The 13,670-nt window shown below is 72.3% G+C and carries 13 protein-coding genes and 1 riboswitch; of the genes, 9 read left to right on the top strand and 4 right to left on the bottom strand.

All coding sequences use genetic code 11. The annotated features are described in order from the left end of the window. The first annotated feature begins 93 nt into the window (after window positions 1-93). Complete coding sequence (locus tag ACFYZA_RS10770) at window positions 94-2,004, top strand: ABC transporter ATP-binding protein (protein ID WP_388489232.1); 1,911 nt, start codon at window positions 94-96, stop codon at window positions 2,002-2,004. A 36-nt stretch (window positions 2,005-2,040) separates the two neighbouring features. Here the strand turns inward: ACFYZA_RS10770 and ACFYZA_RS10765 are convergent, their stop codons facing one another. Both ACFYZA_RS10765 and ACFYZA_RS10760 read right to left on the bottom strand, forming a co-directional pair. Next, window positions 2,041-3,150, bottom strand: a complete 1,110-nt coding sequence (locus ACFYZA_RS10765; RefSeq protein WP_382582552.1) for a HoxN/HupN/NixA family nickel/cobalt transporter — start codon at window positions 3,148-3,150, stop codon at window positions 2,041-2,043. Window positions 3,151-3,178: 28 nt separating this feature from the next. Next, a riboswitch (cobalamin riboswitch) is annotated at window positions 3,179-3,378 on the bottom strand. Window positions 3,379-3,500: 122 nt separating this feature from the next. Further along, window positions 3,501-3,782, bottom strand: coding sequence for a hypothetical protein (locus ACFYZA_RS10760; RefSeq protein ID WP_189961004.1), 282 nt, complete (start codon window positions 3,780-3,782; stop codon window positions 3,501-3,503). A gap of 117 nt (window positions 3,783-3,899) precedes the next feature. On the opposite strand from ACFYZA_RS10760, the gene ACFYZA_RS10755 reads away from it, so the two are divergent. Beyond that, a complete protein-coding gene (locus ACFYZA_RS10755) occupies window positions 3,900-4,262 on the top strand; it encodes an ArsC/Spx/MgsR family protein (protein ID WP_388489229.1) in 363 nt (120 codons plus the stop codon). Between the two features lie 37 nt (window positions 4,263-4,299). On the opposite strand, the gene ACFYZA_RS10750 is transcribed toward ACFYZA_RS10755, so the two are convergent. Beyond that, a complete protein-coding gene (locus ACFYZA_RS10750; protein WP_388489227.1) occupies window positions 4,300-5,205 on the bottom strand; it encodes a Gfo/Idh/MocA family protein in 906 nt (301 codons plus the stop codon). 347 nt (window positions 5,206-5,552) lie between these two features. Here ACFYZA_RS10750 and glnII point away from each other — a divergent pair, with 347 nt between their 5' ends. The 6 genes from glnII to ACFYZA_RS10720 all read left to right on the top strand — a co-directional run bounded on the left by glnII (window position 5,553) and on the right by ACFYZA_RS10720 (window position 12,519). Beyond that, window positions 5,553-6,584 (top strand): glutamine synthetase, encoded by a 1,032-nt coding sequence (gene glnII, locus ACFYZA_RS10745; protein WP_382600167.1) that lies wholly within the window; start codon window positions 5,553-5,555, stop codon window positions 6,582-6,584. 419 nt (window positions 6,585-7,003) lie between these two features. Beyond that, entirely contained in the window at window positions 7,004-7,588 is a 585-nt protein-coding gene (locus tag ACFYZA_RS10740) for a winged helix-turn-helix domain-containing protein (protein ID WP_382600169.1), read from the top strand. Window positions 7,589-7,792: 204 nt separating this feature from the next. Beyond that, window positions 7,793-9,058 carry a sensor histidine kinase gene (locus ACFYZA_RS10735; RefSeq protein ID WP_388489223.1) on the top strand — a complete coding sequence of 422 codons (1,266 nt, stop codon included), beginning with the start codon at window positions 7,793-7,795 and terminating at the stop codon, window positions 9,056-9,058. After that, window positions 9,043-9,690, top strand: a complete 648-nt coding sequence (locus ACFYZA_RS10730; RefSeq protein WP_382600173.1) for a LuxR C-terminal-related transcriptional regulator — start codon at window positions 9,043-9,045, stop codon at window positions 9,688-9,690. The genes ACFYZA_RS10735 and ACFYZA_RS10730 overlap by 16 nt, the downstream gene beginning before the upstream one ends. 79 nt (window positions 9,691-9,769) lie before the next feature. Beyond that, a complete protein-coding gene (locus ACFYZA_RS10725; protein ID WP_382600205.1) occupies window positions 9,770-10,915 on the top strand; it encodes a methyltransferase in 1,146 nt (381 codons plus the stop codon). 98 nt (window positions 10,916-11,013) lie between these two features. Then, a complete protein-coding gene (locus ACFYZA_RS10720; RefSeq protein WP_388489220.1) occupies window positions 11,014-12,519 on the top strand; it encodes a DUF1996 domain-containing protein in 1,506 nt (501 codons plus the stop codon). A 51-nt stretch (window positions 12,520-12,570) separates the two neighbouring features. On the opposite strand, the gene ACFYZA_RS10715 is transcribed toward ACFYZA_RS10720, so the two are convergent. Beyond that, entirely contained in the window at window positions 12,571-12,957 is a 387-nt protein-coding gene (locus tag ACFYZA_RS10715) for a hypothetical protein (RefSeq protein WP_382600177.1), read from the bottom strand. 98 nt (window positions 12,958-13,055) lie between these two features. On the opposite strand from ACFYZA_RS10715, the gene ACFYZA_RS10710 reads away from it, so the two are divergent. Further along, window positions 13,056-13,658: a rhomboid-like protein gene (locus ACFYZA_RS10710; RefSeq protein ID WP_388489217.1), complete on the top strand. Its 603-nt coding sequence runs from the start codon at window positions 13,056-13,058 to the stop codon at window positions 13,656-13,658. The last annotated feature ends 12 nt before the right edge of the window (window positions 13,659-13,670 follow it).

Here is a 13,670-nt window from a genome sequence, read left to right as displayed (position 1 = left end):
GCGCTCCCTCCTATGGGGTGGATCGGCTTACGGGGTGGGCTTGTTGGGGGGATCTTGCGGGAGAGTGGGCGGATTCCTAGTTCAGGGGGCGGCATGGCCGAGGTGCTGGGGGAAGAGCGGGTCGACGAGCAACTGCGGTACAGGTCAAGCTCGTTGGAGGCGAGCCGGCGGCGGCCGGTGAGTACGCGGACCATGGCGCGGCGGCTGCCGCAGCTGGTGCGCAAGGCGCTGGCGCTGGCCTGGCGGGTGGACCGGCGGGCGGTGGTCGTGCTGCTGTGCTGCCAGGCGCTCTCGGGGTTCTTCGAGGCGTTCGGACTGCTCGCCACGACGCGTACGATCACCGCGCTCATCGCGAGCGGGGACATCGCGCACCGGCTGCGCGACGCGCTGCCCTCGATCGTGGTGCTCGCCGGGGCGGCCGGGCTGCGGGCGCTGCTCGGGATCGTGGTGGTGAACATCTCCGGCCGGCTCTCGCCGCGGATCTCCCGCGAGGCCGAGATGCAGATGCTGGCGGCCGCCGTACAGGCCGAGCTCTCGGCGTACGACCAGCCCGGGTTCAACGACAAGCGGGAGGCGGCCGACCGGGGGGCCGAGGTCGCCCAGCAGCTCCTGACCGACTCGCAGGACCTGATGGCGTGCGTGGCCTCGCTCGTCGCGGCCGCCGGGGTGGTGACGGTGCTGCATCCGGCGCTGCTCCCGCTGCTGCTGCTCGCCGCGCTGCCGCAGGGCATCGCCGGGGTCCGGGCGGCCCGGGTGCACTACGAGGCGTCGCGGGCGATGAGCGCGGAGCGGCGCACCCTGAACCTGCTGCGCTGGTTCGTGATCGACAAGGACACCGCCGACCAGCTGCGGTCCTGCACGATGGACCGGTTCCTGCTCGACCGCTACCGGTCGATCGGGCAGCGGGTGGACGCGGCGACCGACGAGGCCGTGCACCTCGGCGCCCGTTACTCGGTGCTCGGCGCCCTGGTGGGCGGGCTCGCGGCGGGGACGGTGTGGGGCGCGCTCGCCTGGCTGCTCGGCTCGGGGCGGATGTCGGTGGCCTCGGCGGGCACCGCGGTGTTCGCGCTGCGCACGGTCTCCTCCTCGCTGCACGGCGTGGTCGGGTACGGGACGCGGCTCTTCCGTACCGGGCTCTACCTCGACGACTGGGCCGAGTTCATCGACGAGGCCGGCGGGCACCGGATGGCCCGCGGCACCCTGGTTCCGCCCGCACCGGACGTCGTACGGGCCGAGGCGCTGACGTACCGCTATCCCGGCAGCGAGCGGGCCGCCCTGGAGAAGGTGACGCTTGAGGTGCGCAAGGGCGAGGTGCTCGCGCTCGTCGGCGAGAACGGGTCCGGCAAGACCACCCTCAGCAAGCTGCTCACCGGTCTGTATCTGCCCAGCGAGGGGGCGGTGACCTGGGACGGGATCGGCGTCGAGCGGTGCGATCCGCAGGCCCTGTGGCGGCAGACCGCCGTCGTGCCGCAGGACTTCGCGCACTGGCCGATGTCCGCGCGCGACAACATCACGCTGGGGCAGCCGCACGGCGGCGACGAGTCCGTGCACCGCGCCGCCGCCCACTCCGGCGCCGCCGAGGTCGTCGACGGGCTGCGCAGCGGGCTCGACACCCTGCTCGCGCGGGAGTGGTTCGGGGGCGTGGAGCTGTCGGGCGGGCAGTGGCAGCGGATCGCGATCGCCCGCGCCTTCCACCGCCCGGCCGGACTGCTCGTGATGGACGAGCCGACGAGCGCGCTCGACGCCCGTGCCGAGCACCGCATCTTCACCGGCCTGCGGACGGTCGCCCGCGACCGCGCGGTGGTCCTGGTGACCCACCGGCTCGCGAACGTGGCGGTCGCCGACCGCATCGTCGTGCTCGACCGGGGCCGGATCCTCCAGGAGGGCACCTTCGCCGAACTCGTGGCGGCGGACGGCCTGTTCAGGGAGTTGTGGCTGCTGCAGAACGACCGGGGCAACCCACGGGACGACCCGGGCGTGCCGGGGCCGCGCGCGGGCGGCTGACCCCGGCCCCCCTCACGCACGCGCCGGGCCCGCTCTTCACACCCCGTTCGCCGCCCACTTCTGCTCGACCTTCCCGAACCGCCAGTACGCGAGGGCCGCCGCCCAGACCACCACGAACAGGCCGACGATGACGAAGCCGACGTTGTCCATGTTCAGCTCCGCGATCCAGCCGCTGACCGGGTCGGTGAGGTCGAGCTTCTCGTGCAGGACGCCGACGAGTTCGATGGTGCCGATGAAGAAGGCCACCGCGATGGAGAGACCCGTGATGGTGAGGTTGTAGTAGACCTTGCGGACCGGGTTCGAGAACGCCCACTGGTAGGCGAAGTTCATGAACGTGCCGTCGAGGGTGTCGAACAGGCTCATCCCCGCCGCGAACAGCAGCGGCAGGCAGAGGATGGCGTACCAGGGCAGTCCGGCGGCGGCGCCGGTGCCGGCCATCACCATCAGGGTGACCTCGGTCGCGGTGTCGAAGCCGAGGCCGAAGAGGAAGCCGAGCGGGAACATCTGGCCGGGCCGGGATATGGACTTGGTGAAGCGGCCGAGGACACGGTTCATGAACCCCCGCGAGTCCAGGTGCGCTTCGAGTTCCCTCTCGTCGTACGCGCCCGCCCGCATCGCGCGGAACACCTTCAGGATGCCGAACAGGGCCACCAGGTTGAGGGCCGCGATGAGGTAGAGGAAGGAGCCGGAGGCCGTGGTCCCGACCACGCCGAGCACCTGGTGGGCGCTGGAGTCCTCGTTCATCAGGGTGCCCGCGAGCTGGGCGCCGCCCGCCACCAGGCCCGCCATCACGACGACGACGCTGGAGTGGCCGAGCGCGAACCAGAAGCCCACGGACACCGGCCGCTTGCCGTCGGCCATCAGCTTGCGGGTGGTGTTGTCGATGGCCGCGATGTGGTCGGCGTCGAAGGCGTGCCGCATGCCGAGGGTGTAGGCGGTGATGCCGAGGCCGATGCCGTACGTCTTGGTGCCGACGGCGTAGTGCGCGGGGGCCACGAGCAGGAACAGGACGCCGAAGGCGACGACGTGCAGGGCGGTTATCACCGCGAGGAGGACGGCGGTTCGGACGGTGTCCTCGCGCCGCCAGCGGAAGGAGGGCACCGCTGTGGTGCCCGTCTCGGGGGACGTGCGAACGGGCAGGGTCATGCGGGTCACGCTCCAGCACCTCGTGGATCACTTCGTGAGATGCCGCGGCCGGTCTCCTGGCTGACGGGTGGGTGCCTTGGTCCCGGCCTTCCCGGGCAGGTGGATCCTGGCCAGTGGCGACGCGAGGGGACGGCGGCTCCCCGGAACCCCGGGGAACCCGATCACAGTGGCGAGGGCCGCTCCGGTTTCGCACCGGTCTTCCCGAACACCACGGCCCGGCCACCCTAAATCATCCGTCGCCCGGGGCCGGGCGCGGGCCCGCGTCGCACCCCCGGCTTCCCGGGGGCGCGACCCGGCCCGAAGCGCGGGCGCCTCCCGGCGCCCCGCGATACGGGAGAACCCGTCGTGCGTCAGCGCCCGTCGTAGATCAGCGCACGCACCATCCGGCAGGTCGTCTCCGACGGCGGATGTACGCCGATGAGCGCGGCCACGGTGCGTATCGTCCGGTCGGGCGCCTGCTCGGGCCGGTAGACGCCGGTGTCGAGCAGGGCGATGGCCAGGCGCATGGCCTTCAGGCGCCGGTTGTGGGACTCGTACCACACGCGCGGACGCCCGGCGGGCAGCGGGACCTTGTGAAGGGGCTGGAGGGACAGCTGTTTCGGGGCGTGCGAGGTGAGTACGGCAGCGGTCATGGGCATCCTCCTGGGCGGTCGGGAACCCTCACTTACTACCTCGATTTTACTGCGGGGCACTGACAATCGGCCCTGGCCAGCGGGGCTTTGACGAGGCGTCGCGGGTAGCCTGGCGGCATGGAGATCTGGATCAACCCGGCCTGTTCGAAATGCCGCGCCGCGGTGGACCTGCTGGACGCGGAGGGTGCCGACTACACGGTGCGCCGCTACCTCGAAGACGTCCCCTCGTCCGAGGAGATCCGGGCCGTGCTCGACCGGCTCGGCCTCGAACCGTGGGACATCGCGCGCACCCAGGAGGCCGCCGCCGAGGAGCTCGGCCTGAAGGAGTGGCCGCGTGACGCGGGTGCCCGCGAGCGCTGGGTGACCGCGCTCGCCGAGCACCCCGAGCTGATCCAGCGCCCGATCATCACGGCGGACGACGGCACGGCCGTGGTGGGCCGCACCGACGACGCCGTGCGCGACGCCCTGGCGCGCAAGTAGCGCGTCGCCGGGCGGACTTCCGCCCGGCAGCCGTTCGTCAGGCCCGGCCGAGCTGGGCCTCCGCCTCGGCGAGCAGCTCGGTGATCCGGGCGCCGAACCGGGCGTCGCAGGGGTGCGGCACCCCGGTACGGGCCGCGTCGAGGAGGGCGTCGATCGCGGCGCCGAAGGCGTCGAGCGCGCCGCCCCAGCCGGGCATCACCTCGGCGCCCGACTCGCCGAGCAGCGACACCTCGACGCCCGCCGCGGCCGGCGGGGCGGTGAAGCTCAGGTCGGCGGTGCTGGAGGCGCCCGAGGCGTGCCGCAGGATCAGGTGCGCGGTGTCGCCGGGTCCCGCCGCCGCCGTCAGTGCGGTCACCTCGCCGAGCACCCCGGCGAGCACGGCGAGCGCGTGCGGGCCCACGTCCCAGAGCGCGCCCTTCTCGCCCCGCCAGGGCGAGGCGGCGTACGGGCTGCGCTCGGCACCCGGCGTGAACAGCGACCCGTACCACCGCGCCCGGCCGGTGAACCACCCTTCCGCAGCGGCCTGTTGGGCCATCCAGGCCGCGGTCTCCCGCGCGAAGCGCAGCGTGAAGAACACGACGGAGGCGACCTCGGCCCGCTCGGCCGCCCCGGCCAGCTCGCGGGCGCTCACCACGCTCGTCGCGACCGGCTTGTCCAGGAGCAGATGGCAGCCCGCCGCCGCGGCCCGCACCGCGAGCGGCGCCTGCACGTCCGGTGGGAGCGCGAAGGCGACGGCGTCGCAGTCCGCGAACAGGGCCTCGGCGTCCTCGTACACCGCCACCCCGTGCTCCCGGGCGAGCACGCCGGCCGCCTCGGGCCGCCGGCCCCACACCCCGACGAAGTCCACGCCGGGGTGCGCGGCGAGCGCGGGCGCGTGGGTGGCGGCGGCCCAGGGGCCGGTGCCGAGGAGTCCTATGCGGGGGGTGGCGGCGCTCTCGTTCATGGGGACCAGTCTGCCCCGGGCGGCGCGTGGGGCGCGAAGGACGGCTCGCGCTGTCGGTATACGAGCCGGATACGAACCTCAGCGCGCCGCGGCGGCCTGCGGTCGGGACGGCCCGGAGTGCCTCTCCGGACGGCCGTTTGGGACGAAACGCCGAGGTTGCGGGCACCGCCGTCGGAGGAACCACACAGGCGTGGGCTTCTCGACGCGCCTGTGGAACCCCAGGTAACACCGGGTTCACAAACGGGCAACGGGCGGGAAATTTCGGGGTGTGAGGCTGCGGGGCATACAGCAGCGCCGCAGCGTGGCAGCGCGCAGGCAACCCGCAGCTCCCACAGAGGATGGCTTCCGTGACGTACAAGGCCGAGTACATCTGGATCGACGGCACCGAGCCGACCGCCAAGCTCCGCTCGAAGACGAAGATCATGGCCGGTGCGCCCGTCGCCGTCGCGGAGCTGCCCATCTGGGGCTTCGACGGGTCCAGCACCAACCAGGCCGAGGGCCACGCGTCGGACCGCGTCCTGAAGCCGGTGTTCGCCTGTCCGGACCCGATCCGGGGCGGCGAGAACATCCTGGTCCTGTGCGAGGTCTTCGACATCGACGGGACGCCGCACGCCTCCAACACCCGTGCCCTGCTGCGCCCGCTCGCCGAGCGGTTCGCCGCGCAGGAGCCGGTCTTCGGCATCGAGCAGGAGTACACGTTCTTCGACGGCGCCCGCCCGCTCGGCTTCCCCGTGGGCGGCTTCCCGGCCGCGCAGGGCGGCTACTACTGCGGCGTCGGCGCGGACGAGATCTTCGGCCGCGAGATCGTCGAGAAGCACCTCGACCACTGCCTCGCCGCGGGCCTGAGCATCTCCGGCATCAACGCCGAGGTCATGCCCGGCCAGTGGGAGTTCCAGGTCGGACCGGTCGGCCCCCTGGAGGTCTCCGACCAGCTGTGGATCGCGCGCTGGCTGCTCTACCGCACCGCCGAGGACTTCAACGTGTCGGCCACCCTCGACCCGAAGCCGGTCAAGGGCGACTGGAACGGCGCGGGCGCGCACACCAACTTCTCCACCCGGGCGATGCGCGAGGGCTACGACGCGATCATCACCGCGTGCGAGGCGCTCGGCGAGGGCTCCAAGCCCATGGACCACGTCAAGAACTACGGCGCCGGCATCGACGACCGGCTGACCGGCCTGCACGAGACGGCCCCGTGGGACCAGTACAAGTACGGCGTCTCGGACCGCGGCGCCTCGGTCCGCATCCCGTGGCAGGTCGAGGTGGACCGCAAGGGCTACATCGAGGACCGGCGCCCGAACGCCAACGTCGACCCGTACGTGGTGACCCGTCTGATCGTCGACACCTGCTGCACCGGCCTGGAGAAGGCCGGCCAGGTCTGAGCCGTCCGCCACGCGTTCACGAGGGCGTCCACCGCTGCGGCGGTGGGCGCCCCCACGCGTTCCGGGGCCGGGTTCGCGGGGCCGACGGCCCGGTTCGGAGCGGCTGACGGTCCGTTCGGAGCGGCTGATTCCGGTCACGCTGTGCCAAGGATCCGTATCAGTCTGTGGGAGGGGGCTGCTGCACCGGGCGGATCGTCTGGTTGAATGGGGACATGACCAGCATCCAGAGCACCTCGACAGGTCGCACCGACCTCGAGCCGTTCTGGCCGTCCCGTCAGGACCACGACTTCGACCGGGTGTGTTGCCGCGCGATGAACGCGCCGGCCCTCTAACGCCTCGATCCACTCCAGGCCTTCGGCCCGCGCGCAACGACGTACGTCTCCTGCTGACGACTCCTCGCGCGAAAGAGCTGACCCCTCATGGCGAACACCCGTACCCTCCCCTCCCCCGACGCCCACACCCCCCTTCCCCTGGGCCGGCACCGACTGCGATCCGTGGACCGTGACGAGGTGGCCCGGCCGGCCGCCGGTCAGGTCGTCGACTTCCTCCCGCCGGGCGCCACTTGGCTGCCCGCCCCGCAGCACACGCTGCCCGCGCTGCCGGGCCGCCCGGCGATGGTCGGCTACCTGGTCCTCGTCCCCGCCGACCAGCAGCCCCCGCTGCTCGCCGCGGCGCCCGAGCCCCTGGCGCCGGTGCCGGTCGAGCCCGCCGCGACCGGCGGCGACGCCCTCGTGCGGATCGACACCGTGCGCCGCACCGCCGAGGTCGACGGGTCCCAACTCGACCTCACTTACCTGGAGTTCGAGCTGCTGGCCCATCTGGTGGCGCACCCGCACCGGGTGCACACCCGCGACCAGCTGGTCACCACGGTGTGGGGCTACGGGCACGTCGGCGACGGCCGCACCGTGGACGTCCATGTCGCCCGGCTGCGCCGCAAGCTGGGCGTCCAGCACCGCGGGGCGATCCAGACCGTGCGCCGGGTGGGCTACAAGTACGCGCCCTGAGCGGGCAGTCGGGAAGGGCGGGGCGCCGGGGGGCACCCCGCCCTTTCGCGTGCGTCTCCTCCCGCTCCCGCGTTCCGGGGTGACCTGCGAGGTCAGGGGGTGTTGCCAGCAACACCCCGGGCCGGGGGCGGGACCCAGTGACCGCGCGTGCGGGGCCCGGCCACACTGGAGGCCGGTCCAGTGCGGCGAGGAGACGGGGAAACCATGAATGCGACCAAGGCGCGCGAAGCGCTCCTGGCGGGGGTGCGGGGCTTCGCCCTGACGCTGGTGTCGATGACCGGCTCGATCCTCCTGTTCACACTGACCGTCGTCTCGATCGCCCTCATACCCGTCGGCATCGGCGTGCTCGCCACCCCGCTCATGATCGAGCGGGTGCGCGCCCACGCCGGCTTCCGGCGCGAGCTGGCCCTGCGCTGGAGCGGGGTGCGGATCGCGTCGGCGTACCGTCCGCTGCCCCGGCGCCCGGGCCCGGCCGGCTGGGCCGTGCGGTGCGCCGCGCTCCTGCGCGACCCCGCGACCTGGCACGACCTGCGCTGGATGCTCGCGGACATGACGGCCGGGTTCCTCATCGCGCTCCTGCCGCCCGTCCTGCTCCTGTACGTGGCGTACGGCTGGGTCATCGCGCTCGGCGTATGGCGGCCGATCGCGGACGCGGGCGGCGACTGGTTCCTGTTCATCCACGTCACCAGCCAGCAGAGCGGCTACGCGGCGGCCGCGCTCGGCACCGCCCTCTTCGTGCTCGGCCTGTTCGTCAACCCGGCCCTGCTGCGCGGCCACTTCCAGCTCGCCCGGGCGCTGCTCGCCCCCTCCCGCGAGGCCGAGCTGGCGCAGCGCGTCGACCGGCTCACCGAGACCCGGCACGACGCGGTGGACACCTCGGCGGCCGAACTGCGCCGCATCGAGAGGGACTTGCACGACGGGGCGCAGGCCCGCCTGGTCGCCATGGGCATGAACCTGAGCACCATCGAGGCACTCGTCGAGAAGGACCCGGCACAGGCCAAGCGGCTCCTCGCGACGGCCCGCGCGTCCTCCGCCGAGGCCCTGACCGAGCTGCGCGACCTGGTGCGCGGCATCCACCCGCCGGTCCTCGCCGAGCGTGGACTCGCCGACGCCGTAAGGGCGTTGGCGCTGCGCCTGCCGGTGGCGACCGAGGTGTCGGTGGATCTGCCGGACCGGGCCCGCGCCGACGCGCCGGTCGAGTCGGCGGCGTACTTCGCGGTCAGCGAGCTGCTCACCAACGCGGTCAAGCACGCGGCGGCGGACAGCCTCTGGGTCGACCTGTCGTACGAGGCCGGCGCACTGCGGGTGTCCGTCGGCGACAACGGCAGGGGCGGTGCGAAGGCCGGGGCGGGCGGTGGCCTGAGCGGGGTCGAGCGGCGGCTCGGTACATTCGACGGCGTCCTGGCCGTCAGCAGCCCCGTGGGCGGCCCCACCCTGGTCACCCTGGAGATCCCTTGCGCGTTGTCCTAGCCGAAGACCTGTTCCTGCTCCGCGACGGCCTGGTCAGAATGCTGGAGGCGTTCGACTTCGAGATCCTGGCCGCCGTGGAGACCGGACCGGAGCTGACCCGGGCCTTCGCCGAGCTCGAACCGGACGTCGCGATCGTCGACGTCCGGCTTCCGCCGTCGCACACCGACGAGGGCCTCCAGTGCGCGCTCGCCGCCCGCCGCGCCCGGCCCGGGCTGCCGGTCCTGGTCCTGTCCCAGCACGTGGAGCAGCTGTACGCGCGCGAGCTCCTGGCGGACGGCGACGGCGGGGTCGGCTACCTCCTCAAGGACCGGGTGTTCGACGCGGCGCAGTTCGTCGACGCGGTGCGCCGGGTCGCGGGCGGCGGCACCGCGATGGACCCCCAGGTGATCCAGCAGCTCCTCTCCCGCAAGGCGCGGGACAAGCCGCTCGGCGGGCTCACCCCGCGCGAGCTGGAGGTGATGGAGCTGATGGCGCAGGGCCGTTCCAACGCCGCGATAGCCGAGCGCCTGGTCGTCACCGAGCGGGCCATCGCCAAGCACACGTCCAACATCTTCGCGAAGCTGGGCCTGCCGGTCTCCGACGACGACAACCGCCGGGTCCTCGCGGTGCTCGCCTACCTCGACCGGGGCTGAGCCCGAGCCGATCCCGGGCCCGGCCGCCGCGGCGGGGCACGAGCGCGGTTTCGGGTTAGCCTGGCAGGCAATGAACCGCATGATCACGCCCTGGGGCGAGCACGACCTGACCCGATTCCCCGAAGACCCCCGCGACCCGCTGCGGGCCTGGGACGCCGCCGACGACTACCTGCTGCGGCACCTCGCCGAGATCGGCGACCTGGACTTCTCGGGGACCGTCGTCGTCACCGGTGACCGCTGGGGTGCGCTCGCGACGGCGCTCGCCGAGCACCACCCCGTACAGATCAGCGACTCGTTCCTGGCCCAGGAGGCGACCCGGGCCAACCTGGCGCGGGCCGGCTCCGCGCCCGATGCCGTACGCCTCCTGTCGACCCGGGACGCGGTGCCCGAGCGCGTCGACGTGCTGCTCGTGCGGGTGCCCAAGAGCCTCGGGCTCCTGGAGGACCAGCTGCACCGGATCGCGCCCTCGCTGCACGCGGGCACGGTCGTGGTCGGCGCCGGCATGGTCAAGGAGATCCACACCTCGACGCTGAACCTGTTCGAGCGGATCCTCGGCCCGACGAAGACCTCGCTGGCCGAGAAGAAGGCCCGGCTGATCTTCACCACCCCGGACCCCGGGCTCAGGCGGCCCCGCAACCCGTGGCCGCTGACGTACTCGCTCGAACTGGGCATCGGTCCGGCCTCCGGGCTCGCCGTCACCAATCACGCCGGGGTGTTCTGCGCCGACCGCCTCGACATCGGCACCCGCTTCCTGCTCCAGCACCTGCCCGAGCGCACGGGACCGGACCACGTGGTGGACCTGGGCTGCGGCAACGGCATCGTGGGCACGGCCGCGGCGCTCGCCAACCCCGAGGCGCGGATCACCTTCGCCGACGAGTCGCACCCGGCGATGGCCTCGGCCGAGGCCACCTTCCGGATGTGTGCCGGGCCGGCGCGCGAGGCCGACTTCCGGCTCGGGGACGGCCTGGCGGACTTCCCGCCCGGGACCGCGGACCTGGTGCTCAACAACCCGCCGTTCCACACCCACCAGGCGACCACGGACCGCACCTCCTCGCGGATGTTCGCGGACGCCCGGACCGCCCTGCGCGAGGGCGGCGAGCTGTGGGTGGTCGGCAACCGCCACCTCGGCTACCACGACAAGCTCCGCCGGATGTTCGGCAACTGCGAACTCAAGGCGTCCGACCCGAAGTTCGTGGTGCTCCGCGCGGTGAAGCAGGCGCGCTGACCCGTCGGATGGCCCCAACTCCCCTGGATCTCCTGAGCCGTTGAACGCCCCACCGTTCCCATCCGTATGGAACGGCGCGCTTCAAGCGAAGGAGTTCCATGGGACGCATCGCACGCTCACCCCGAAAACGGCCGACCCTCCCCCGTCGGATGACGCTGGCCGCGGCCGCGCTCATCCTGGGCGGAGGCGGGCTCGCCGCGGTCAATTTCTACGCCTCCGCCAGTGAGGGCGGTGCGGGCGGCCACGGGCCGTCCGGGCACGACATGTCACAGATGCGCATGTTGTCGACCATCGACTGTCCGGACGTGGGCAATTCCCTTTCCACCGTGCCCGATTCCGCGAAACCGCGCGTCGACCGACAGCTCGCCGATCTCGATACGCAGATCACCGACGCCTATGCCGAGTTCGCCGACAACAAGGACCGGATCCAGCGCGACCCCGGCCTCGCGGACAGCATGGTGCTCACCCCGCTGAAGGCGAAGCGGACCGATTCCATCGGGCAGATCGCGGACGCCACCGGACAGCCGGACCTCAACGGCAAGGGTCTGGCGGCCTGTTCGATGCGGGCCGCCGACGCGCCGGCGCCGGGCGACCGGGCCGGTGACCCGCAGGGCGGCCAGAGCAGCGGCCAGAGCGGTGACCAGGGCGCCGATCAGGGGCAGGCCGGCGACCAGGGCGACGGCCAGGCCGTCGTCACGTCCGCCGCCGCTTCCGCCTCCGGCCTCTCACGTCGCGACTTCGTCGACATCCGCTCCGTACGCCCGAACGCCGCCGCCCCCGCCCCCCGGCGCGGCGCCTCCACCGGCACCTTCACCAGCGACTGCGGCCGCAATCAGAACGGCAAGCGCAACCCCGACAACGTCATCGTGGCGCCGGGCGTGAGCAATGGCGCCCACCACATGCACGACTACGTCGGAAACCAGGCGACGGACGCCTTCTCCAGCGATGCCGATCTCGCCAGGGGCGGTACCAGCTGCCGCAATCAGGGCGACAAGTCCACCTATTACTGGCCGGTCGTGCGAGTTCTCGACCAGGGCAACGACATGGACGCGCGGGCCGACGGCGGCGGCAAGGACAAGAACCTCGGAAAGATCCAGACCCCGGTGCAGGCGACGATTCGATTCGTCGGCAGCCCGGTGGGCAAAGTGACCGCCATGCCCCGGTTCCTGCGGATCATCACCGGCGACGCGAAGGCGTTCACCAATGGCAACGCGAATGCCAACGCCTCGTGGAGCTGCACCGGATTCGAGAACCGTCAGCTCAAGGACAAATATCCGCTCTGCCCCCAGGGCAGCAAAGTGGTCCGCACCTTCACATTCCAGAGTTGCTGGGACGGGAAGAACACCGACAGCGCCAATCACCGCACCCATGTCGCCTTCGCCGACAAGAGGGGTGCGTGTCCGGCCGGCTTCAAGGCCATTCCCCAGCTGGTGCAGCGCATCGTCTACGACGTGCCCGCCAAGGCCGGCGCCTTCGCGGTGGACTCGTTCCCCGAGCAGCTCCACAAGCCGGTCACCGATCACGGTGACTTCATCGACGTCTTCAGCGATCAGCTGATGAGGAAGGCGGTGAACTGCATCAACACGGGGCGCTCCTGCGCCTGACCCCCCGCGCCCCCGCGCGAGGAGGCATCTGCCGCTGCGCGGCCGACCCGGTCAGTGTCCGGAATGCATGGTCCCGGTCTCGACACTGCCACCGAGGCGGCCGTGCAGTGCCGTGACCACCGGCTGCTCGCCGACCGCCACCCACTTGCGGCCGACCAGGTAGACGCCGCCGTAGTCCTTCGCCTCGTTGATCCACTCGCGCTGGCCCCGGTCGGTGGCGAAGGTGGCGAGCACATAACGGCCGTCCCGCGTCGCGCAGTTGGCCTGGCGCAGCTCCGCCGAGTCGGTCGAGACGACCGGCTCGCAGTCGGCGCGCGCGGCCAGCTGTTCCAGGGTGCCGCTCGCGGTGGCGACCGGGTGCGGGGACGACGAACCGCAGCCGGTCACGACGGCGAACGCCGCAAGCACCCCAAGGACCACTCGTGCATCGTTTCGCATCACCCCATCGTGCCCCCAACTCCCTTGTAAATAAAGCGACTTGGCGACACTTCACCGGCCGATGGGCAGCGGCCCGCACGATGCCCGATCATGGACGCATGCGTGTACCCACCCTCGCCCCCGCCTACGTGGGCGGCGTCCAGCTCATCGCGTACGCGAGCCGACGGCTGCTCGGCGGTCAGGCCCGCCGGGACCTGCTGCGCTCGTGCTCCACCAACGTCGACAACCTGGCCGCGGGCCGGTGGGCCACGCTCGCCACCAGCGCGCTGCTCGTCGAGGAGCCCATGGAGCTGCCGTACGCGCTGCTCCTGCTCGCCGTCCTCGGCTACGCGGAGTACGCGCACGGGGCCTGGTGGACGGCAGGGGTGTTCCTCTTCGGGCACGCCGGCGCGACGCTCCTGGTGTACGGGGGCCTGCGCGCGGGCCGCCCCTCGCCCGCCACCCGCACCGCCCTTGACGTGGGCACCAGCTACGGCTTCTACGCGGTCCTGGGCGCCCTGACCTCGGCGCTGCCGCGCGGCCCGCTGCGCGGCGGCGCCCGGATCACCCTGCTCGCGCTCGCCGCGAAGCCCCTTCTGAACCGCGGGCGCACCTTCACGGACGCGGGGCACTTCGCGGCCCTGGGGCTCGGTCTCGGGGTGGCGGGAGTCATGGACTACCGTTCGGACGTCGTGGACTACCGTTCGGTTATAAACCGGTAGATTCCACCCGCT

Origin of the sequence: Streptomyces sp. NPDC001828, from assembly GCF_042892175.1 — a bacterium.
GTDB lineage: Bacteria > Actinomycetota > Actinomycetes > Streptomycetales > Streptomycetaceae > Streptomyces.
The sequence above is the reverse complement of the archived record's forward strand: the minus strand, read 5'-3'. Positions and strand labels throughout refer to the sequence as shown.

Bases quoted from the DNA above. Each gene is read 5' to 3' on its own strand.
- ACFYZA_RS10770 (WP_388489232.1), top strand. From the start codon at position 94: ATGGCCGAGGTGCTGGGGGAAGAGCGGGTCGACGAGCAACTGCGGTAC.
- ACFYZA_RS10765 (WP_382582552.1), bottom strand. From the start codon at position 3,150: ATGACCCTGCCCGTTCGCACGTCCCCCGAGACGGGCACCACAGCGGTG.
- ACFYZA_RS10760 (WP_189961004.1), bottom strand. From the start codon at position 3,782: ATGACCGCTGCCGTACTCACCTCGCACGCCCCGAAACAGCTGTCCCTC.
- ACFYZA_RS10755 (WP_388489229.1), top strand. From the start codon at position 3,900: ATGGAGATCTGGATCAACCCGGCCTGTTCGAAATGCCGCGCCGCGGTG.
- ACFYZA_RS10750 (WP_388489227.1), bottom strand. From the start codon at position 5,205: ATGAACGAGAGCGCCGCCACCCCCCGCATAGGACTCCTCGGCACCGGC.
- ACFYZA_RS10740 (WP_382600169.1), top strand. From the start codon at position 7,004: ATGGCGAACACCCGTACCCTCCCCTCCCCCGACGCCCACACCCCCCTT.
- ACFYZA_RS10735 (WP_388489223.1), top strand. From the start codon at position 7,793: ATGAATGCGACCAAGGCGCGCGAAGCGCTCCTGGCGGGGGTGCGGGGC.
- ACFYZA_RS10725 (WP_382600205.1), top strand. From the start codon at position 9,770: ATGATCACGCCCTGGGGCGAGCACGACCTGACCCGATTCCCCGAAGAC.
- ACFYZA_RS10720 (WP_388489220.1), top strand. From the start codon at position 11,014: ATGGGACGCATCGCACGCTCACCCCGAAAACGGCCGACCCTCCCCCGT.
- ACFYZA_RS10715 (WP_382600177.1), bottom strand. From the start codon at position 12,957: ATGCGAAACGATGCACGAGTGGTCCTTGGGGTGCTTGCGGCGTTCGCC.
- ACFYZA_RS10710 (WP_388489217.1), top strand. From the start codon at position 13,056: ATGCGTGTACCCACCCTCGCCCCCGCCTACGTGGGCGGCGTCCAGCTC.